The 21276-nt window shown below is 57.1% G+C and carries 11 protein-coding genes; 3 read left to right on the top strand and 8 right to left on the bottom strand.

The annotated features are described in order from the left end of the window. The first annotated feature begins 135 nt into the window (after positions 1-135). Positions 136-1113, top strand: a complete 978-nt coding sequence (locus FEM03_RS03590) for a YheT family hydrolase (protein WP_166442598.1) — start codon at positions 136-138, stop codon at positions 1111-1113. Here FEM03_RS03590 and FEM03_RS03595 read toward each other — a convergent pair. Further along, positions 1100-2104: a sulfite exporter TauE/SafE family protein gene (locus FEM03_RS03595; RefSeq protein ID WP_138084804.1), complete on the bottom strand. Its 1005-nt coding sequence runs from the start codon at positions 2102-2104 to the stop codon at positions 1100-1102. The two genes, FEM03_RS03590 and FEM03_RS03595, sit on opposite strands and share 14 nt — an antisense overlap. Positions 2105-2262: 158 nt before the next feature. Here FEM03_RS03595 and FEM03_RS03600 point away from each other — a divergent pair, with 158 nt between their 5' ends. Then, on the top strand, positions 2263-2925 hold the full coding sequence (locus FEM03_RS03600) for a Uma2 family endonuclease (RefSeq protein WP_166442599.1): 663 nt from the start codon (positions 2263-2265) through the stop codon (positions 2923-2925). Here the strand turns inward: FEM03_RS03600 and FEM03_RS03605 are convergent. From FEM03_RS03605 to FEM03_RS03630, 6 genes are all read right to left on the bottom strand, one after another. Further along, entirely contained in the window at positions 2852-4111 is a 1260-nt protein-coding gene (locus tag FEM03_RS03605) for an MDR family MFS transporter (protein WP_138084806.1), read from the bottom strand. The two genes, FEM03_RS03600 and FEM03_RS03605, sit on opposite strands and share 74 nt — an antisense overlap. A 452-nt stretch (positions 4112-4563) precedes the next feature. Next, positions 4564-6015 (bottom strand): MATE family efflux transporter, encoded by a 1452-nt coding sequence (locus FEM03_RS03610; RefSeq protein ID WP_138084807.1) that lies wholly within the window; start codon positions 6013-6015, stop codon positions 4564-4566. A gap of 105 nt (positions 6016-6120) precedes the next feature. Next, on the bottom strand, positions 6121-7356 hold the full coding sequence (locus FEM03_RS03615) for a class I SAM-dependent methyltransferase (RefSeq protein WP_138084808.1): 1236 nt from the start codon (positions 7354-7356) through the stop codon (positions 6121-6123). A 231-nt stretch (positions 7357-7587) separates the two neighbouring features. Further along, positions 7588-9954 carry a P-loop NTPase family protein gene (locus FEM03_RS03620; RefSeq protein WP_138084809.1) on the bottom strand — a complete coding sequence of 789 codons (2367 nt, stop codon included), beginning with the start codon at positions 9952-9954 and terminating at the stop codon, positions 7588-7590. Positions 9955-9959: 5 nt separating this feature from the next. After that, the gene (locus FEM03_RS03625; RefSeq protein WP_138084810.1) at positions 9960-13649 is read right to left on the bottom strand and encodes an ATPase domain-containing protein; all 3690 of its coding nucleotides are present in this window, start codon (positions 13647-13649) and stop codon (positions 9960-9962) included. A 181-nt stretch (positions 13650-13830) separates the two neighbouring features. After that, positions 13831-15999, bottom strand: coding sequence for a DEAD/DEAH box helicase (locus FEM03_RS03630; protein ID WP_138084811.1), 2169 nt, complete (start codon positions 15997-15999; stop codon positions 13831-13833). Between the two features lie 386 nt (positions 16000-16385). Here FEM03_RS03630 and FEM03_RS03640 point away from each other — a divergent pair, with 386 nt between their 5' ends. Next, complete coding sequence (locus FEM03_RS03640; protein WP_138084812.1) at positions 16386-16718, top strand: hypothetical protein; 333 nt, start codon at positions 16386-16388, stop codon at positions 16716-16718. Between the two features lie 279 nt (positions 16719-16997). Here the strand turns inward: FEM03_RS03640 and FEM03_RS03645 are convergent, their stop codons facing one another. Further along, on the bottom strand, positions 16998-21098 hold the full coding sequence (locus tag FEM03_RS03645; RefSeq protein WP_138084813.1) for a beta strand repeat-containing protein: 4101 nt from the start codon (positions 21096-21098) through the stop codon (positions 16998-17000). Between the last annotated feature and the right edge of the window lie 178 nt (positions 21099-21276).

A 21276-nucleotide genomic window follows, 5' to 3' on the forward strand; every position in this document is an offset into this window, starting at 1 on the left:
GTGAGGTGTTGCTTGGAAAGTTTAACGATCTGGAGATGGGTTGTCCATCATGGAATTGATGGGGGGCGACGGGTTGGGTTTTGACAAGTGGAAGTTAGGCGGGAAGGTGCGCCAAGCTTTTTGGGATTGCGCGAGGTGCCTGTTATTGAATCCAGTTTTGAGGCGGTGTGGTGCTTGCGGAACGGGCATGTGCAGACGGTTTTGCCGGCGTTGTTACCTGTTGGGACTTCGCTCGGGGTAAAGCGTGAACGGATGGAGTTGATGGACGGGGATTTTGTGGATTTGGATTGGTTGCGAGGTGGGAAAGGGAGGCTGGTCATTTTATCGCATGGGCTGGAGGGGAGTTCGGAGGCGGTTTATATTCGGAAGGTGGCGAGGGTGTTGCTCGCGCGCGGGTGGGATGTCATGGCTTGGAGTTATCGGGGATGCGGCGGTGAAGTGAACCGGTTGAAGAGGTCGTATCACAGCGGGGAGTCGGACGATTTACGACAGGTGGTGGCGCATGCGGCGGGTGGCTACGATGGAGTTGCGTTGGTGGGGTTTAGCTTGGGGGGAAATATCTCGCTGAAGTATCTTGGCGAGGCGGAGCCGCATTCAAAGGTGAAGGCGGCGGTGGCGATTTCGGCTCCGGTGGATCTGGCGGCGAGTGCGCGGGTGCTAGATCAACGAAGGGGGAATCGGATTTACTTGAAGCGGTTTTTGAAATCGTTGATCGCGAAGATCGAGGCGAAGGCGCTCAAGTTTCCCGGAGAGTTTGATACGCTGGGGTTGCGGGACATTCGCAGTTTTCAGGAGTTTGATGATCGGTATACCGCGCCGCTGCATGGGTTTGCGGATGCGGCGGAGTATTGGGCGAAGTCGAGCAGCTTGCAGTTTTTGCACAAGATCAAGGTGCCGACCTTGCTGGTGAATGCGCGGAATGATCCGTTCTTGTCGGATGAGTCTTTTCCGGTCGAGGTAGCGGAGGGGAGCAGGTGGCTGCACCTGGAGGCACCGGCTTCAGGAGGGCATGTGGGGTTTGTGGACCGGCGAGTCGGGACGCGCTGGATGGGACAACGCGTGGTGGAGTTTTTTTGGGCTGCGGACTTCGGTCAGGAGTCTAGCATGGATTGAGCTCCAAGGCGGATTTTTCGTCGGCGTTTTGTTGCCGGGTTTGTTTGGAGAGTTTGGCCAGGGTGGTGCGGAAGATCCACCAGAGGACGGCGCTGAAGATGAGCGAGGCGATGATTTTGCCGCTGCTGGGTTTGTTGATGTTGAAGTAGAGGAGCTGGAAGATGTTGAGAGCAACGATGCCTTTGAGCATCCAGTCGACGTGGATTTTGGCGAGGATGTAGGCGCCGAAAGGGGCCATGAACAAGACGACGGGATAAGCGCAGAGCCAGGTTTGTATTTGATAGGCGCTGAGGTTTTGGTCGACGAAATGGCGGTAGAGGAAACCGAGGATGCTCATGGAGGCCATGATCATGATGCTGAGATGGGTGGCGACCTTTTCCTTCATGCGGAAGCGGGTGACGAGAAGGGTGTAGAGGATGATGTCGGCTCCGGTGCCGAACAGGCTGGCGCACATGCCACCGAGGATGAGGATGAGGACGAGAAGGGCGCGGTTGGTGGTGCCGGGGGCGTGAAGGAAATCGGTGTGGCCACGATGGTCGCTGCGATAGTAGGCGATGGCGAAAGTGGTGATGAGGCTCAAGAACAGGGCCTGGATGATGTAGACCGGGAGCTGCTGGAGCGTGAGCATGCCGAGGACAAACCCGCCGAAGCATACGGGGATGAACCACAGCATGGGTTTATAGGCGCGGAGGTTGTTGGCCTTGTTGGAGAGGATGTAGATGGAGGCGCTGGTCATGCCGACGCTTTGGATCATCAGGCTGAAGTCACGGGCGAGGACGCGGTCGATATTGAGGAACACGCTGAGGAAGGGGAAGGCGACCGCTCCGCCGCCTTCGGGGGTGAGTCCGGCAACAAAGGCGCCGAGGACCATGATGGCGGGGTAATACCAGTTCTCGAAAAGGACCTGCAGGCTGTTGAAGGTGTTGAAGAGGATGATCCAGATGAGGAGCATGCCGATGAACCAGCCAAGGAAAATTTTGCTTTTGAACATGGGTATAGGGAAACAAAATGGATCAGGACGAGGGAGCGGCAAATACCGCTTTTAGCAGGGTTTTATAACAAATGGGCATAAGTCGGGTGGTATGGTTGAGGGGCAGATCGTGGGGTGACGGCTTTACAGAAGCGGGGGTTTGTGGAAAAGAGTGTGCAATGACTCGTCCAAGTGACTTGGTGGCATTGATGCTTGCCTCTCCGATGTTGCCGGAGATGCTGCAGGAGGTAAAGCGTGCCTGGGCGAAGGAACAACGGTTGCGGCAGACATTTTATGCGGACATCACGTCGGAGCATAAGTGGGAGTTTATTCAGGGGGAGGTGATCATGCATTCTCCGGCGAAGAACCGGGAGTTGTTGGCAACGCAGAGGTTGTTTCAATTGATGAATGCATGGTGTGTAGTGAAGCAATTGGGTGAAGTGCGGGTGGAGAAGGCGATGACGAGTTTTCCGCGCAATGATTATGAGCCGGATGTGGTGTTTTTTGGAGTGGCGAAGGCGCTGGTTATTGAGCCAGTTACGTTGCGGTTTCCGGTTCCTGACTTGATTGTTGAGGTGTTGTCGGAGTCGACGGAGGCGCGTGACCGCGGGGTGAAGTTTGAGGATTATGCGCGGCACGGCGTGGGTGAGTATTGGATCGTGGACGCGGAGTTGGAGACGGTGGAGGTTTACCGGTTGGAGGGAGACTGGTATCCGCCGGTGGAGCGGCAGTCGGAGGGGATGGTAGACAGTGAAGTGATCGCAGGTTTCAGCGTGCCGGTGAGGGCGCTGTTTGGGGAGACGGAGAATCTGGCTGCGTTGCGCGGGTTGCTGGAAGGGTGAGGCAGGCGGTGCCGATGAAGCCGAAGATGAGGCAGGTGATCCACAGCAGGCTGGGGTTGTGGCCATAGAGTTGCAGTCCGAGCATGGCGCTGCTGCTGCTGCCGACGCACCAAGCGAGGCTCATGAAGCCGCTGTAGCGACCACGCATTTCGGTGTGGGCGAGGGAGGCGATGTAGGCTTGCTGTCTTGAGAAGGCGAACATTTCTCCAATGGTGAAGATCATCATGACGAGGACGAAAATGCCGAGACTGGTGCCGTCGAAGAAGAACATGAAGGAACTGCCCATGATGGCATAACCGAGTCCGAGGATGAGTCGGGTCGGCAGATGCCGGGTGATGGTGAGAAGGGCGAGTTCCAGCGTGCAGATCATGATGCCGTTGAGGGCCTGGATCCAGCCGTAGTATTGCAGGGAGTGGCCTTGCCGATCGAGGTGCAGCGGGAAGCTGGTGTTGAGCTGCCGGAAGTTGAAGGCGAGGAAAATTTGCGCGACGGCGAGCCAGATGAAGGCGCGGTTGCCGGACATGTGTTTGAGCGCGACGCTCCAGCCGGAATGCTGGCGCGGGGCGGGGATGCCTCGGGGCAGGAAGATCCACGCGATCAATCCGAAGAAGGCGCTGGTAATGGCGTCGCCGATGAACAGCCAGACGAAGTTGTGTTCGGCGAGCCAGCCGGCGACGGCGGGTCCCATACACCAGCCGAGGTTGACGGCGAAGCGCAGGACGGCGTAGGCGTTGATGCGGTGATGGGGCTCGATCAGATCCTGCACCATGGCGCTGCTGGCGGGATTGCCGGATTCGCTGATGAAACCGGTAAGCAGGGAGAGGGTGATCAAGATGGGCAGTGAGTCGGCTTGGGAGAAGCCGAGCATGCAGGCGGCACCGCCAAGCGAGGCCATGGCCATGGTGATGTTTCTGCCGAAGCGGTCAGCGAGCCAGCCACCGATCATGGCGGCGGCGAAACTGCCGACAGAGTAGAGTCCGGCGGCGAAACCAGCGTCGGCCTCAGCGTAACCTTTGCGGGTAACGAACAGCGTGAGGAAAGGTAGCACAAACACGCCGAATTTGTTCACGAAGATGGCTCCGACGAGGATCCAGAAAGCGCGTGGGAAGACGGCGAGACTTTGTCTGAAGGTTGGAGGTGGCAGTGGTGGCGGAGGATGAGGAGGTGGCGATGCAGTTGCGGTCATGGGAGGTAGCTGACTGGTGGTTGTTGGGAGAAGGGGAGGGGAACCAGTGGGAGCTCATGACCTAAAGACAAAAAACCCGCTCACTGGTGGTGGGCGGGATCAGAAACGGGAGGGGTGCTGTTAGATGAAATCAGCGATGAATGTCCGTATGAATCCGCCACAAAGGCCAGACGCGCTCGTCGCGCTTATTAAACGCGGGCGTCTGCTGAGGGTGGCGAGGGCAATAGGAACCGGACATCATGGAATATTTTCGAGATCGACGATAAAAGGGTTTTCGTCAATGAGATTTTTCGAGGGGGTGACGAGGGAGTTGTTCAGGACCTTGTTCGGTAGTAGGTTTTGATCTGAGATCATCTGTGGATATCTGAGTCTATCTGTGTCGAGGTTCTTTTCTTGCTCAGATGACGCAGATGAACTCAGATGGGCTCAGATCATGGTGATGATGTGCTGAGTTAGATTTGTTTAAGTTTCCACTTACCCATGCGGAAGACGAACCAGCTCCAGATGGCGAGGGTGCCGAAGGCGGTGGGGACGGCGATGAAGACGCCGAGGGAGCCCCAGTTGAGGACTTTGGAGAGGAACCAGGCGAGGGGAATTTGGCCGACCCAGAAGCAGAAAAAGTTGAGTCGGGTGGGGGTCCAGGTGTCGCCTGCGCCGTTGAAGGCTCCTTCGAGACACATGCCGGCAGCGTAGAGGGGGAAGCCGAGGCTGACGATCCACAGGGCCTGGACGGCGTAGGCTTTGACTTCGGGATCGGTGGTGAAGAGGCTGGCGAGGAAGGTGGAGAAGATGATGAAGAGGAGTCCGGCGAAGGAAAGAACGATGACGTTGTATTTGGTGGCGATGCGCACGGCTTTCTCGGCCTGGTCGGGCTGGTTGGCTCCGAGGTTTTGGCCGACAAGGGTGGCACCGGCATTGGCGAGTCCCCAGGCGGGCATCAAAGCGAAGATGATGATGCGCATGGCGACGGTGTAACCGGCGAGGGCGGAGCTGCCGAACATGGCGAGAATTTTGAAGAGGCCGACCCAGCTGGTGGTGCTGATGAGGAGTTGGGCGATGCCGTTGCTGGCGGTGCGCATGATGGAGATGAGCAGCGGGACGTCGGGTTTGAGGTGGGTGAGTCGGACGCGGAGGCGGCTTTGATGGCCGATGAGGTGCCAGATTTGATAAGCGACGCCGATGCCGCGTCCGATGTTGGTGGCGACGGCGGCTCCGGTGACGCCCATTTCGGGGAAGGGGCCGAGGCCGAAGATGAGGCAGGGGTCGAGGACGATGTTGATGCCGTTGGCGATCCACAGGGTGCGCATGGCGATGACGGCGTCGCCTGCGCCACGGAACACGGCGTTGATGAGGAAAATGAGGAACACGGTGGCGTTGCCGCCGAGCATGATGCGGGCGTATTCGGTGCCGATGCGGATGACGTTGTCGTCGGCTCCCATGAGGGCGAGGAGTTGCGGGGTGAAGTAACCGGTGACGAGGCCGCTGCCGCTGGCGACGAGCATACCGAGGATAAGGATTTGCCCGGCGGCGTGGGAGGCGCGTTCAGGGTCTTTTTCGCCGATACGGCGGGAGACGATGGCTCCGGCGGCGATGGAGATGCCGATGGCGACGGCGTAGATGATGGTCATCATGGATTCCGTGATGCCGATGACGGCAACGGGATCTTTGCCGAGTCGGGAGACAAAGAAGACATCGACGATGGCGAACAGGGACTCCATGACCATTTCCAGGATCATGGGGACGGCGAGGAGGAGGACGGCGCGCTCGGTGTTGACGGAGGTGAGGACGATCTCGTGTCCGCGCAGCGCTTGGCCGACGTTTTTCCAGAAGCTGGGAGCGGGCGTGACCGGGATTGGATCTGGCGAAGGCGGGGGCTCGGGTGCGGGCGACGGCGAGGAAGACATGGGAGGCGGATCGTGAAGCGTGTTGACGGTTTGGTCAAATGACGAACCGTAGAGACGCTTCAGGACATCGCATCCGCTGTTGGCAATGGGCGCGCTCGAAGAAGGCTAGTTGGCACCGAGGAGGTATTCTTTGAGATGGGTGCCGCTTTCGCCTTTTTTGAGGAGGAGATAATCGGTGCCGTCGAAGTCGAGTCGGGAATCGATGCGCCAGTTGTTGTCGGAACTGGATTGGGTGAGGGTGCTGGCGCGGTCGACGGTGACCAGCAGGTGGGCGTTTTGGTGTTTTTGGATGAGCTGCTGGAGTTCTTCGATGGAATCGGCGCAATGGAGGTCGGGCCGGTCGCCACACCAGTGGGCAAGGGCTTCATCCCAGATGAGGAACTGGTCGCTGCCCGATTGATGGGCGCTGAGCCAGGAGGCAATGCGCTGTTCCTGTCTGGCTTGGTAGCGGTCGGTGAGAGCGGAGAAACCGAACATCAAGGCAATGGCCGTGGTGGCGGCAAGGGTGATCCAGAGGGCGCGGTGATGGGCGGCGTCGGAGGTGAGACGGTCGGACTCGCTGAAGGTGGTGGCCTGGCGTCGTGCCATGAGATAACACTCGGAGCCGAGTGAGGGGAAGAGGGCTCCCCAGATTTGATTGAGGCGGACCCACCAGAGGGAGTTTTCGAGTTTGCTGCCGGTGCGTCGGATGGCGTGGCTGCCGGTGATGAAGTCGAGGTCGAACCCGGCGTCGTTGACGAGGGATTGCCAGCGTTGAGGGGAGAGGACGGTGATGTGTCCACCGGCGGCGAGTTTGCCTTGCTGGAGGAGGCGACGAAAGTGTTTTTCGCGTAGGGTGGCGATCCAGTGGGGCATGGTGGGGGCGCCGCCGAGGAAGATGCCGCCGGGTTTGAGGAGACGGCTGATTTCGGACATGGTGCTGCCCGGGCGGAGGAGGTGTTCGAAAACGTGGAGGCTGACGACGGCGTCGGCGGTGGCCGTGGGGAGAGGCAGGTGTTCGTCGAAGTTGGCGTGTTTGACCTCGTCGTATTGGGCGAGCTGGGTGACCTCGGGTTGGGGGTTCCAGTCGAGGCCAGTCCAGCGTTCGACGACGCCTTCCGGGGTGAAGTGTTTGAGCCAGCCGCGCTCGCAACCGAGGTCGACGACGTGAAGTGGGCGTCCGAGTTTTTTAGCTTCAGCGGCGAGGGCCTGACCTGACCACCAATAACGCAGGAGGCGGACCGAATATTTGGCTTCAGCGAGGTGCTGGGGCAGCTTGGAGCGGGAGTTTTTGGGGAGTTTTTCTACGAAGGATGAGAATGGCTGGAGGGGGTAGCTAAGGAAAGGGAATCGGAATGGCATGGATGGGTGTGTGGATGGACCCGCAGGTAGACGATGTAGGCGATTTTGCGTTCAAAAAATCGAGATTTTTTTGGTGATGCATTTGTTGATGGTGAGATGCAATTGCATGGGGATGAGGAGGTAATGACGGGATGATGGTTGATATTTCGCCGATGCGCTCTTCGATGGTGCCTTGGCAAATGAGTTTGTGGACAAAGACGGGGTTAGTCTGGCCGATGCGGTGGGCAGGGTTCAGATTGGCTCATAATTCACTAGTTCTATGAAGCACTTACCATCCACATGCATGTTGAGCTGATCTCTCGGGGGGAGGGCGGAGGCGCGGAGGGTTTTGCCGCGCTCGACGTGCGACATGCGGAGGATGGCTTCTACGGAACGGGTGCCATGTTTGAAGGCTTCGATTCCGAGGAAGGCTCTGGCAAGTGGTTCATCCATGACTTTGGCAGGCAAGTCGGCACCCAAACTTTTATGAATGCCTGTGAGCAGGCCTCGGAGCAACAGGGCGCGGCGAATGAGGTAGCGACCTTCTTGGTCATCGGTCTCATCGGGCTTGTTCACGCCGCGGACGTTGAGGGAGGCGCGGATACGGCTGATGAAGTCCGGGCCTTTTGCGGCGCAGAATTCGGGGTCGCGGACACGGGCGTTCATTTCATCGAAACGACGGTTGACGCCGCCGACGAAGACGAGGACGCAACGGGGCAGTTTGACGTTTTGTTTGCCGTCCCAGAATTCGCCGTCCTGCATGGGGGCGAGGAGGTATTTGAGCCAGCCGAAGGCGCGGTTATCAAAGCTGCTGTCAAATTCGTCGAACATGGCCACGGGCATGGCTCCGTCGATGTGTTCGTTGCGGATTAGGTTGAAGGCATTTGCGAGTTCGTCGAGGGATTTGAACTGGGCGAGGTTGAAGACTAATGGTTCCTTGGAGAATATTTTGGTATCCCCTGCGGTGAATTTGAGGATTTGTTTGATGCCCATGGATTTACCTGCGCCGGGGGGGCCGAACACGGCCATGTTGAGTGGTTTGTCATGGCCGCTTTCATGATACTGGATGAGGGCGGCTTGGATGGCGAGGTAGTCTTCGAATTCAAGGCGATCTAGGGCAGAGATGATGCCGAGATTAAAGACGGGGAGTTTCTGCAGGTCTTTTTTTGCAGAATCTGACGTTAGCAGGCGGATGGCCATGTCCTGCGAGCTTTGGCATGCTTTCCTAAGCCATTCTTCATTCGTTTCATTGCCCAAGATGAGGTTGTTTGGATCGGGATCAGCAGCCCGCGTCTCAGCTCCGGCAAGTGTCCATAGTTTTTCCTCGGAGATGATTCTTGAGAGGTCGTTGGTGAGACAAAGTTGACGTGGCATCCATATGGGCTTTTTGTCCTTTTTCACCTTTTTCTCTTCTTCTGCGATGCTTGTGATCAAGTCAATTATGTAATTTTTGGTGATGGGGTCTTCTTTCACTGGGTTGGTAAGGAAACCGTATCCTTTTTTGTCATACATTCTGCTGAGTTTAAGTCCGAACTGCACTGCGTTAAGGATGATGTCTTCAGCGTTCGGGTTAGTCCTGTCGGGGAGACTGGGTTCAGCGGTGAGTTTGTGGATTAGGGCGCTTGCAATCATTGCCCCGAAGCCGCGAACAATTCCACCTCCTACTTTTTGAAATTTCGCGGGCTTCTCAATATCGTAGAGCAACCAAGCTTGGAATGATTCACAACTGCTATTTGTATTCAAACGTGTGGAGCATACAAGAATTGCACTTGTGCTCAGGCGTATCAGCAAATAGAGAGGAATTGGGGTATTATTGGTGTTGAAGCGCTCTGCGAAACTTTTACCGAAGATAGACGTGAGTGCTTGAGGTTTGGGCTTGTATTTGAAGGTGGGGGCAGGGTTATTGGAGGTATTTTCGACACACAGCCAGCGTAGCAGATCGACACACATGGCTTCATAAGATGACCCTGTTCGAATCCTTGCATGAGCTGTCAACTGAGCGGCTGAGACCACTGCGATGGCTGCATTTTGTATCGTGACTCCCGATGAGGCCTTGTCGGACGGGATGCCGGAAGTGAGATCAAGCACGGGATGTGAAGCTCTGATATAGTAGTCACAAGTGATGCGTGGAGGGTCTGATGTGCTGCCCAACTGTGGCTCAGGAATGGTTATATTTTGGGCGGCATCGAAAGGTAGGTCGGTTAGTCTCTCCAGGAAGACTGCGCAATTTTTCTCTTCAGGTCCTATTTTTCTATAGGGTGTAAGGTCTTTGATTTCTTGGCAATTCAGAACGTTTTGAAGTGATTGACTATCATGAATTCTCTGTGGTTTGTGGAGTCTCCAAAGTTCAGGTTTGTCTTTGTCTGCAAAATTATGAACGTGATGCAGGCGGCGGGAGATGGGGCTTAGCGTATATCTGTCTTCTGAAATGATCGGTTTCAGGTCGATTTCCTGGGTCAAACCATTGACCATATCACGCACAAGGGCGGCTCCGCCTGGGATGCGGATGAGTTCGGCATCACCGGTGGTTCCGATGGGTTTTAGGAAGCCGAGGTAATAACTGTCTCCGTCAATGATGACTCCTTTTTTTTGAGGATCTTCTTTAGGGGTAGTGCTCATGATTGTTATGGAGGGGTGCTTTGTTTCTTTGGAAAAATGTATTCGTAAAGCGCTTCGACTTCTGTGTTGGCTCTGTGCGAAGCCAGTTTTGCGAGTGAAGCTGCATCGGGTATGGCAACTCTACTTTTTCCTCGATGCGTGTCTTCTTGGGCTGCGTGGAGGGTGCGGACGACCATGGAGCTGATGTAGCGGTAGATTTCTGGTGCGTTTTCGCAATTGGTAGGCAGGACGCGATCCCGGCGGCGTGCTCGGGCACCGGCGTGGTCATAGAGTTCGCTCCAGGTAAAGTGTTCGGCATGTTTGACGGGATGGTGGCCCATGTGATCGTAGAAGTCTTTTCTTGCGGGCATGCCGGCACCGAGCTCGGCGCGTTCGATGGCGGATTTGAGGGAAGTCATTTCCTGGAGGATGTCCGGCGCGAGGGTGACGCTGCGACTTCCTGCATGGACGGCATAAAACCAGGCTCCGGTGCAGCCGTAGCCAGTGAGTGTTGGGGATTCTTTGGACAGAAGGTCCAGGCGGAGTTCGTGACGTTGGAAGAGTTCGGTGAAGTCTTCAACAGTGATGACGGGTTTATTGATTTTCGATTCTAAATTTTCGATGGTGAATTCAGCGTTTTTGAGGAAGGTCTGGAGGCTTTGATAGAGTGTAGGTTCGGGTGATTTGCGTAATTTTTTGGTGAAAGCTTGAATTTTCCCCAGAGTATCCTCGGGTTTTATTGAGGGGATGAGGCTGGGTTGCTCGTTGAGCTTGTTGTAGAGTTCCGAAGCTTGCTTCTCGAGTTTGGGCACTTTCTGAAGCGACAACAAACCGGTGTTTAATCGATCGACGATTTGACGCTCAAGCCTCTTGCGCAGGTCTTCAATCAGTGCAGCATGCGCTTCGTCGTCATTGCTGCCTGAAGGCCAGTATTGCAGGGGCACGATGGCGTCGACTATTTGTTCATCGCGTTTCAGGTTGGCGAGGGTGCTTAGGAACTGGCGGGAGAAAACGGCGTTGGCCGTGTCACGCACATTGGCTCCAGGTGGCATGAGGCGGTGATGCACCATGTATTGCAGAAGTCGTAGCGATTGGGTGAGTGGGTTATTATTGGTTTTGGGCATTTTGTGGGCCAAGAAATCCTCAGAAGCTCCAAATGCCCAGGCGAGTTCAAAGAACTGACAGACACAGGTCTCTGGCGTGCTGGTGTCAAAGGCGAAGAACCAAGGTGCGTCTTCTTCGCCTTTTGGCTTTGCAATTTCGAGGAGTGACTTTGACTCGTCGTTTGATGGAACGATAGGAAATGAGTCGAAGTTAAAGTTTTTAGGCACCCAGGTTTTCGGTAATTCTTGCTCTATGGCTTTCAGCAGCGCTTGCTGCGCACTTGCGAGAACGGCAGGGTTGATGGGAGGATCTTTTCTGTTCTCAGGCTTGGATGGGATTTTTTCAATAAGGGGTTCAAGTGTAGTTTTGAACTTATCATCGTTGACCTTAATCAGTTGTTGGGCATTGACGCAAAACATGCCAAAATCCATGTAGGCTGGGACGGCCAACACGGAGATTTTTTGGTTTTCTCCAACTTTGCACTTATCGACCTCGGTAAGCCAAAAATCGTTCCAGTTTAGGCGGCTGTTTTGATGTGCGGGATTTAAGAGGCCGCTGAGATCTAATAGCAGATGGTTTTTGGTGTTCGGATCATGTTTTGCGAGCACATGACGAAGCCACCATTCGTCCACGCTCATGATGCGGAGGTCACTTGAGGGCAGGGTGTTGGAGTGGTTGCAGGAGAGCAGGGTGCTGCCGATTTCGGTGCGGAAGAAGGTGAACGAGTTGTAAGTGAGGGGAATGGATTTTTTGAGGCGCTTGACCATCTGGGAATTCCATTTGGCTTCTGCTTTGTTTTCTTCAAACATTTGGAGCAGGACTTCTGCTTTCTGAGGGTTCCGACTGAGTAAGGAGGAGAATGCGTCGAGACCAGCGGTGACACAGGCTTTATTCTCTATGGAATCCTGATCCTTGCGATAAACCAGTTCACGGATGTTGCGGTCGTATTGCGCACTACCCTTGACGATGTATAAGAGTCTTCGGGTGGCGTCCTGAACTTGAATCTGCCGTAGGACAATGATGTTGTCGGCGGGAATTCCTAAGGTGTCTGGGGCGAGAGGATCACCTTGGAGCGAAGTTTCGTAACTGATGAACAGGGTGGGCTTGATAGGGTTTGAGTATTTTTTTGCGATTTCCTGAGTGGCTTCGTCGATGCCTGCAAGGAAAGCTTCAAGCACCATCGCACGATCTTTGCTCTGATAGGCAGACAGCCATTCAGAGAGGCCATCTATAGCGATCCTTCTGGGCAAGCCTTTCAGAATTTCTTCACGCACTTGGGTGAGCAGTAGATTAAAGTCTACCTGCGAGTGGCGGAATACGAGTGATTTGTATTCTTCCGATTTCTCGGTTAAATGCTCCCGTTCAAACGTGATGAAAAGATTTGGCACTTTTTTCGGTGGATCGTCACCCGTCATAAATATAGAGAGGTCGTCTACCTTCAAAAATTGGTTGCAGATGCCCGTTTTGCCAGAACCAGGTGGACCAACCAATAAGGTGATGGAGCCCGCTTCGAGGCCAGGCTTCGCTGTGTTTCCGCTGGAAGAGCGAACAAGGTCGAGCCAGTATTCGGGTTCCTCTCCGGTCAGCATTTGATCCAAACCGGGCGTTCCGGCGTGGAGGATTTGTTTGCCCCCAACTTTTTCACCATCGCTGAATGTAGTGTGCGCCCTTGAGCGTGGCAGGATCAAGATGGCGCCCCACTTTTCATTGTTTATGGGTATTCCCTTTTCATCGAATGCTTTGTCACGAATTTTTGTGTTCAGAGTCTGTGTGAGGGAGACGGCTTTAGAGGTTTCGCCTCGATCGGTGAGGATCATCCACGTATGTTGTCCCACTGTCATGTTGGCCCCATGGGTTTTGATGATGTCGAGAGTGCGCAATCTTCTGCCTAGCTCGAGATGCCTGAGATCAAGACGGAAGACAAAGTCTGCCAGATACTCTTCAACGGCGGATGCAGGGTCTTCGGGCGGGGTGGAACTACGCTCGGCGATGAGCAGGGTGAGCATTAGACATTCTCCAAACAAGGAGCGCAGCCGAAAAAGCAATTCATTAGTCTGGCGTCGACGTTCTGCGAAATCCCCACTGGAACTCACCATAGCGGTAAGGCTGTCCACGAGCACCAGCACAGGTTCTTCGCTGCCGGGTTCGACATGGGCTTCGAGCTTGCGGAAGAGCATGTTTCCCATTTCCTCGCTATTTGGGACGGGGCGGTCGATCTCTGGTTTGACTTCGATGAACCTGACTTTGTTGCCATGCCTACCGAAGGCATCTTTATTTCCACCCTCAAACCAGCCCATTTCTTCCATGCTGGCTTTTAGCCGCTCTTTATCCACTTCCAGGGTGAGGTAAAAAAGCTTGGGTTTTTTAGCGCGCAGCTTGTGCATCACGGCGCGTGCCATGGCAAGGCCAAAAACGGTTTTACCTGCACCAGGGGGCCCAGAGAGCAAAATGGTGGAATTTTCTGGAATTCCTCGGGACTGATGGTCACGTTCTTTGCCAGTGAGCGGCGGAATAAATAGCCTATCGAAACCGTGGATTTCCGGAGCAAGGAATCTCCGATCTGTGTCGAATTGACCGTTGGCTGCTTGGGGAGGAGGGCTTGAGTCTGACATTTTAAGGGTGCTTAAGCCTTTGAGTTTCCCGGTATTGAGGCAAGGGAATTTTACTCGCAAGGCACACCTTTTTTCTAGCCAAGTGTAAGCCAAACTACTAGTGAAATTTGCTGTAATTTCATAAAAGTGCAGGATTACGATGCTCCGAAAGGCTTAGGGGTCTCGAAACGATGATGGATTGTTATGGAGGTGACAGTAACTCGCGGATGTCTTCTTGGGTGAGTTTTAGGTTGTCGGTGCGGCCGGTTAGGAGGTTGGTGATTAGGGTGGATTTTCGGTTTTGCATTTCGACGATGCGCTCTTCGATGGTGCCCTGACAGATGAGTTTGTGGACGAAGACGGGTTTGGTTTGGCCGATGCGGTGGGCGCGGTCGGTGGCTTGGGCTTCGACGGCGGGGTTCCACCAGGGATCATAATGGATGACGGTGTCGGCGGCGGTGAGGTTGAGGCCGACGCCGCCGGCTTTTAGACTGATGAGGAAGAGGGGGATTTTCCCTGTTTGGAATTGGTTGACGGGGGTTTCGCGGTCCTGGGTCTGACCGGTGAGTTTGACGTAACGGTGGTTGCGGGTTTTGAGCTCGGCTTCGAGGATGGCGAGCATGCTGGTGAATTGGGAGAAGATGAGGATGCGGCGGTTTTCTTCGATGAGTTCGGGGAGGAGTTCGTCGAGGAGGAATTCGGTTTTGGCGGAAGTGGTGTGGGTGTTGGTGGTCTCGAGGTTGAGGAGCTGGGGATGGCAGCAGACCTGGCGGAGTTTTAGGAGGGCTTCGAGGACGATGAGCTGGCTTTTTTCGAGGCCCTGGTCGGCGATGGCGGCCTGGACGCGTTTGTCGACGGCGGCGCGGATGGTTTCGTAGAGGTCGGCCTGGGATTTGTCGAGGTCGATGGGGTTGATGATTTCGGTTTTGGCGGGGAGGTCTTTGGCGACGGTGTCTTTGGTGCGGCGGAGGAGGACGGGTTGGAGTCGGGCGCTGAGGCGGGTCTGGGCGTGGGGGTCGTTTTTCTTTTCGATGGGGTTGCGGAAGAAGGTGCGGAAGGTGTCCTGCTCGCCGAGGTAGCCGGGCATGAGGAAGTGGAAGAGGGACCAGAGCTCGCCGAGGTGGTTTTCCATGGGGGTGCCGGTGAGGCAGAGTCGGTGTCGGGCGTTGAGGGCGCGAGCGGCCTGAGCGGCTTTGGCGCGGGCGTTTTTGATGTTGTGGGCTTCGTCGAGGACGACGAGGTGCCAGTCGTAGGTTTTGAGTTTTTCGATGTCGCGGATGAGGAGGGGGTAGGAGGTGACGACGAGGTGGGACTGACGGATGTAGGGGTAGCGTTCGCGGCGGTGGTCGCCGTGGAGGGTGAGGGTGCGGAGGGAGGGGGCGAATTTTTTGGCTTCGTTGACCCAGTTGCGCAGGAGGCTGGTGGGGGCGAGGATGAGGGTGGGTTGGGTGGCGCGGCCGGATTCGACTTCGGTAAGGATGTGGGCGATGGTTTGAATGGTTTTGCCGAGGCCCATGTCGTCGGCAAGGATGCCGTGGAGGTTGAGTTCGCGGAGGAACTGGAGCCAGCGAAGGCCTTCGAGCTGGTAGGGGCGGAGGGTGGCTTTGAGGGTGGTGGGGGGCTGGAGGTCGGGGAGGGTGGTTTGGGTGTTGAGGCGCTGGGCGAGTTGGGCGAGTTCGGCGGGGAGCTGGAGGGCGAGGCCTTTTTGGGTGCTGAGCTGGGCGGCGCGGAGTCGGTCGATGCGCAGGTGTTTTTTGCGTCGGGTGGCAGGGGAGGAGAGTTCGTGGAGGATGCTGAGGATGGGGAGGAGACGCTGTTGGGGGAGGGAGATGAGGCGGTCGCCGAGTTCGGGGATGAAGAAGAGGAAGGGGGTGTCGGGGGGGCTTTCGGCGACTTCCTGGACGGTGAGGCCTTTGTGGACGGCGTCGGCGATGATGGGGATGAGGGAGAGGCGGTGTTCGTTGATGTGGAGGCCGATTTGGAGGTCGTAGTCGGTGCCGGGTTCGGGTTTGAGCTGGGTGTGGAAGTGGTGGTCTTCGAGCTGGATGATGTCGTGGCCGAAGTCGGGGGTGGGGTGGATGGTCCAGCCGCGGGTTTTGAGGTTGGGGCGTTCGGTTTGGAGGAGTTGGGGCCAGAATTCGGTTTCGTAGTTGGGGGGGAGGGCGAGGGGGTTGAGGGGGGCGGTGGTGAGGGTTCCGGGATGGGCTTCCATGAAGGGTTGGAGGCCGAGGTGGTGGAGCTGACGGAGGAGGGTGCGTTCGGCTTCGGTGTCGCGTTCGAGTCGGTGAAGGATGCCGTCGGCGGTCCATTCGTGGTCGGAGGCGCGGACGGTGATGGAGAGTCGGTCGGGGCAGCCGGCGTAGGTGACCATGGGGTCGGCGACGGGGATGCGGAGTTTTTTTTGGGATTTGGTGTCCTTGCTGTTGGGCTGGGTGGCATCGACGCGGCGCAGGATGAGGTGGGGTTGTGGGGGGCTGGGCGGGTGTTGCTGGCGGGGGGGGGTGTGGGGGGTTTTTTTGGGGGGGGGTTTGGGGGGGGGGGGGGGGGGGGTGGGGGGGGGGGGGGGGGGGGGGGGGGGGGGGGGGGGGGGGTGTGGGGGGGGGGGGGGGGGGGGGGGGGGGGGGGTTGCAATAGGGGGCGGTGGGGGGGGGGGCTGGGGTGGGGGGGGGGGGGGGGGTTGGGGGTGTTTTCTCGGGGGGGGGTTTTGGGGGGTGTGGCGATGGGGATTGGCGATTGGGCGAGGGCTTCGATGGCGGGTTGGTTGGTTTTATCGCTGGCGTGGACGATGAGGGCGGCGGCGTGTTTGCAATAGGTGCCGGTGGGGCAGTGGCAGCGGGTGAGGATGGTGAGGCGGGAGTCGCGCTGCTGAAGGGGGATGGTGGTTTCGTAGGAGGTCAGGCGGGTGTCGGTGACGCTGGCGGGGATGTCGAGTTCCGTGGGGGGTGTCCAGGCGGCGTGGCGGATGCGGGCGCGGCCTTTGGTGGCGAGCTGGGTGGCTTCGATGGTGTTGCGGCCGAAGGTCCACATCCATTGGCGGGAGAGAAGGGGGGTCCAGAGGGAAGGGAAGCTAAAGGAAAGGATGAAGGATAAGGGATAAAGGCGAAAGGAAGGCGAGGGCGGGGAGATGAATTGGGAGGGGGTGGGCAAGAGGGCAACTGAAAGATGGACTTTTTGAGTGGGATTCGATGCGATGGACGTATGGCCGCACGGTCGAGTCTTCGGTTGCCGAGAATTAAGGCGGCAGGTGGCCTCATTTGAGAATGAAAAATGCGCCATGCCGGAGGCTTTGGCGCATGCGTTCATGGCGTTGTCCGAACGATTGCTAGACCACGAAGGCGGCCAGCAATGCAGATGCGGAGCGGACTGGGTCTATTGGAGCCGACGCCGTCTGCGGCTGACGAGGCAGACCACGGCAAGGATGAGAAGCAGAGCGCGCTGGGGTTCGGGCACGATGATGTAGACGACGCCGTGGGAGGCGGCGAGGTCGTAGTTCCAGCTCCATGAGGCGTTGAGTTCGCTGAGATTGGGAAGGTCCCACATGGTCTCTTGATTGACATCGGAATTTGCCAGGTTCAGAAAGCCGAAGTCGAGCAGGTTGAAGGCGTCGCCGGTGTTGGGCAGGTAGTTGTCGAGGAAGTTGACGGTGATGGAGCGAACGTCATTGATGGTGAAGGCACCGGTGATGGTGAGGTGATCGTGATCGCCGACGGATTGCAGCTCACTGGCGAAGACGGTGGTGATGTCGGCTTCGGCGGTGCTGCCGATGTTGAAGGTGGCACCGCGCACATCAAGGGTGACGGAGGAAGGATCGGTGGCCAGCATTTTGCTTTCGAGGTCGAGATTGCCGACGATGGAGAGGGCACCGATGGGGGAGTTGTTGCTGCCGCCAGGGTTGAGTTGCGAGCCGGTGGACACGTAGACGTTGCCGGTAATGGTGCCTTTGCCGCCGAGGGTGGCGCCGGGGTCAATTTCAACATCGCTGTAGAAATGCGGAGTGTCGACGATGAGGGTTCCGTTGCGGATGACAGAAAGTCCGATAGAGTCGGTTCCGGCGGCGGTGCTGGCGAGTCGCGAAGTGGCGCTAAAAATCACGGTGCCGGAGGGCGCGGTTTCGTAGAAGCTGCTGGCGCTGTTGATGAGTTCGTTGACGGTCATGCCTCTGGTTCCGGTCACTGAAACGCTGCCGTTAAAAGTGGCGCTGCCGTCGCTTTCGGAGACGAGGTTGAGCACGGCGTAGTCGTCTTCAAGGATGTTGATGTTGCCGTTGAAGGTGGCGTCGTGGGAGGTGCCTTCGTGGTTGATCTGGCCGATGCTGATGCCGTTTTTGAGCGCATCGCTGGTGGAGGGTTCGGCGGTGTCGCTCATGACCATGTTGCCGTTGTAGGTGTAGTTTCCACGCAGCAGGAAGGCGCTGTTGTGGTTCGCGTTGGTGGGCACTTCGTTGAAGAGGATCTGCGCCACGTTCTGCCAGGCGACTCCGGAGGCGTTGGCGTTGGCGAGGACGACTTCGGACCCGTAGCGGATGCGGGCGTTGCCGGTGAAGTCCATCTGTTCACCGGTGAAGATGAGTTGATGATTGCTCTGCGAGATCAGTTGCACGGTGGTGGTGGCGTTTCCGCCGGTGATGTCGCCGGAGAGAACGAGTTGCCGGTTGGTGGAACCAGTATGAATGAGAACGGAGCGGGTCCCGGTGGTGAGGAAATTGAGGTTGTAGCCGACCGCGGTGACTTCATTGGCGGCATTAAGGTTGGCGGTGGCGGTGGTGAGATCCCAGGTGAAGGCGGAGCCGTCGCCGAAGAAAATGGTTTTGTCGAAATCGCCGAGACCGTCGGCAAAATTTTGCAGGACATAACCGGTTTTCCAATAGACATCTCCGGTGAAGTTGTTGTGGTTGGTGAAGGCGATCATGCCGGCGCTGGAATTGCTGGCGGGGTCGATGTAGAGATCGCCATCACCGCTTACGAGGCCATCGAAGTAGACCCGGCGTTGGGCGTTGGTGGCGGCGGTGCCAACACTGCTGCTGATGCGGGTGATGGTGGTGTCGTCTTCCAGCACGATGTTGGCGGCGATGCGGAGGTTACGCGGCGAGACGGCTGCCGGCGCGGTGGTTGGGTTGTCCGCTGAGTAGAAGGTCAAGGAGGGATTCAGACCGTTGACGGTTTTGAAAACCAGGGTCCCATCGCTGGCGAGGGTTTTCTCGAAGTCGTTGCCGGAGTTGTATTCCGCTTTTTGAACGGTGAGGCTGTTGAGATAATAGGTTTCTCCATTCAATGAGAGGGTGTCGATGTTGAGGTCGTTGCCGGCGAACACGACGTTGGACGGAGCATTGGCGTTGGTGCTGGGGGTGGTGGAGGTCCAGTTGTCGGGATTGGACCAGAGGTTGTCATCGGGGTCGGCGGCACCGCTCCAGATAAGTGGTGCATCGACGACGATCAGGCCGTGGCTTTCGAAGTAGGTGAAGTTCCAGAACAGCGATTGACTGGAGAGATCGGGCAGGTTCCAAAGGGCGGGGGTGGCCACGGTGGAGGTGAGGCTGTTGAAATCGAGGAGATGGAAGACGTCTCCATAGGCAGCGGTGTAGTTGTCGGCGAGTTGGAGTCGAAGAGAGCCGGATTGCGCGATGCTCAGATCAGAGCCGATGGAGAGGAAATCGTGGTCGCCCACCTGGGTGAGGATCGAGCTGTCCAGGGTGGGGATGGAGGCGATGTCCAACACGTTGAACGACGCCTCATTTGCCTGGAACAGGATCATGGCACTGCCGGTGAGGCTGACGTTGCCGGTGACTTCAAGGGTGCCAATGTTGCTGACGAAAGCCGGGTTGGTGGTTCCGGAGCCGGGGGCAAGCATGCCGCCGCTGAGCACGGAAACGTTGCCGGTGATTTTGCCGGTTCCGGCAATCCGGGCACCGCTGCGAGCAGTGACATCACTGTAAAAGTGGTCGCTGTTGACTTGCAAGGTGCCGTTGTGAACTTCAGTGAGGCCGATGGTGTCGGTGCCGCCGAGGGTGCCTGCAACGCGGGCGGTATTGCTGATGGTCACCGTGCCGGTGGGATTGGTTTCGTAATAGTTGAGGGGGGCGGCGCTGCTGGTTTCATTCACCTTATAGTTGATGTTCATGCCTTTGGCGGCGACGACGGCGATGTTGCCATTGAAGGTGGCGCTGCCGCCGCTTTCGGAGACGAGGTTGAGACCTTGAAGATTTTTGTCGGTCGGATTGAAGTCTTTCTCCAACACGCTGATGTTGCCGTTGAAGATGGCGTCGGAAGAGGTGCCTTGATGGTTGATTTGTCCAATGCTGTGGCGGTCGGTTTCGGTGCCGACCTGAGTGACATCGGCGATGGTGATGTTGCCATTGAAGGTGTGATTGCCGCGGAGAAGAAAAGCGGAGTTGTGGGTGCCTGCGGCCGTGTTTTCGTTCCAGAAAACTTCAGAGACATTTTCCCACGCGACGCCATCGACATTGCTGTTGGCGACAACGATTTCACTTCCATAGCGGGCCAGCACGCGGCCGGCAAAATCCATGGTTTCGCCACTAAAGATCATCTGTTGGTTGACCTGTGAAATCAGATGCAGGACGTGTCGATCCACCTCGCGGGTGGATGATCCGGTAATGTTGCCGGTGAATTCGAGCTGACGTTGGGTGGAACCGGCTTGAATCAGCACCGTTTGGGTGGGGCGAAGGTTGGCAAGGTCCAGGTGGTAGGCGATGGGGGTGTTGTTGGTGTTGGCCTGCAAGTCCCAGGTGATGGAGGGGGCTGAGGCGGCACCGCCACCAAAATAGATGGTTTTGTCGGCGGCACCGAGACCATCGGAATAGGTTTGGGTGACGTAGCCGTTTTGGAAGTAGACATCGCCCGCGAAGGTGTTGTGATTGCGAAACAGGATGGCGCGGGTCGCGGAGGAGGAGGAGCCGTAGATGGTCATGCCCGCGTCACCGGAGATGATTCCGTCGAGATAAACGCGTCGAAACGCAGAACCGCCGGTGACGGTGGTTCCGCCACTTGAGGTATGAGTAAGAGTGACGTTGCTGTCGAGACGGAGATTGGCGGAAAGCCCGAGATCTCGTTGGGTTTCGATGTTGGGAGCGGTGGTGTTCAACGAGCGGAAGTTAAGGATGGCATTGGTCCCGGCGGTGGCCGACTGGAAGACGATGGTGCCGGTGCTGCCGAACTGTTTGAGGTTCACGCCGTAGTTCACGCTGGTTCCATTGACTTGAAGGCTGTTGAGGTAGTAGGTTCCGTCCCCCAAGGTGAGGGCAGTGGCATTGCCGCTGCCGAAGGTCACGTCGGACGGGGTGCCCGAAACGATGCTGGGGACGCCGTTGGACCAGTTGGTGGCGGTTGCCCAGGAGTTGCTGGTGGCACCGGTCCAGGAAGTGGCCTGGGCGGGCAGGTCAGTGGTGTGGTCGGCCAGGACCAGAATGATGATGAGGAGAGGCGTGAACCATTGACTAGGGGAGGTGTATTTCATGGGCGCAAGGGGAGTAAGCGCCGTTGGTTAAAGCGTGAGGTGTGCCTTCAGGGGGAGGTGGTCGTGCCTCTAACTGGTGTTATTTGACTCTTTTTCGGCACAGGATTTTTCGCGCGTGAAAGGAAGGGGGCTGTGGGCCGGATGGCCGCATGGAAAAACAAAAAAGCACCGTCGGTTA

Source organism: Phragmitibacter flavus, from assembly GCF_005780165.1.
Classification (GTDB): Bacteria; Verrucomicrobiota; Verrucomicrobiia; order Verrucomicrobiales; family Verrucomicrobiaceae; genus Phragmitibacter; species Phragmitibacter flavus.

Coding starts and splice junctions, on each gene's coding strand:
- FEM03_RS03595 (WP_138084804.1), bottom strand. CDS start 2,104: ATGTTCAAAAGCAAAATTTTCCTTGGCTGGTTCATCGGCATGCTCCTC.
- FEM03_RS03600 (WP_166442599.1), top strand. CDS start 2,263: ATGACTCGTCCAAGTGACTTGGTGGCATTGATGCTTGCCTCTCCGATG.
- FEM03_RS03605 (WP_138084806.1), bottom strand. CDS start 4,111: ATGACCGCAACTGCATCGCCACCTCCTCATCCTCCGCCACCACTGCCA.
- FEM03_RS03610 (WP_138084807.1), bottom strand. CDS start 6,015: ATGTCTTCCTCGCCGTCGCCCGCACCCGAGCCCCCGCCTTCGCCAGAT.
- FEM03_RS03615 (WP_138084808.1), bottom strand. CDS start 7,356: ATGCCATTCCGATTCCCTTTCCTTAGCTACCCCCTCCAGCCATTCTCA.
- FEM03_RS03620 (WP_138084809.1), bottom strand. CDS start 9,954: ATGAGCACTACCCCTAAAGAAGATCCTCAAAAAAAAGGAGTCATCATT.
- FEM03_RS03625 (WP_138084810.1), bottom strand. CDS start 13,649: ATGTCAGACTCAAGCCCTCCTCCCCAAGCAGCCAACGGTCAATTCGAC.
- FEM03_RS03630 (WP_138084811.1), bottom strand. CDS start 15,999: ATGGTCACCTACGCCGGCTGCCCCGACCGACTCTCCATCACCGTCCGC.
- FEM03_RS03645 (WP_138084813.1), bottom strand. CDS start 21,098: ATGAAATACACCTCCCCTAGTCAATGGTTCACGCCTCTCCTCATCATC.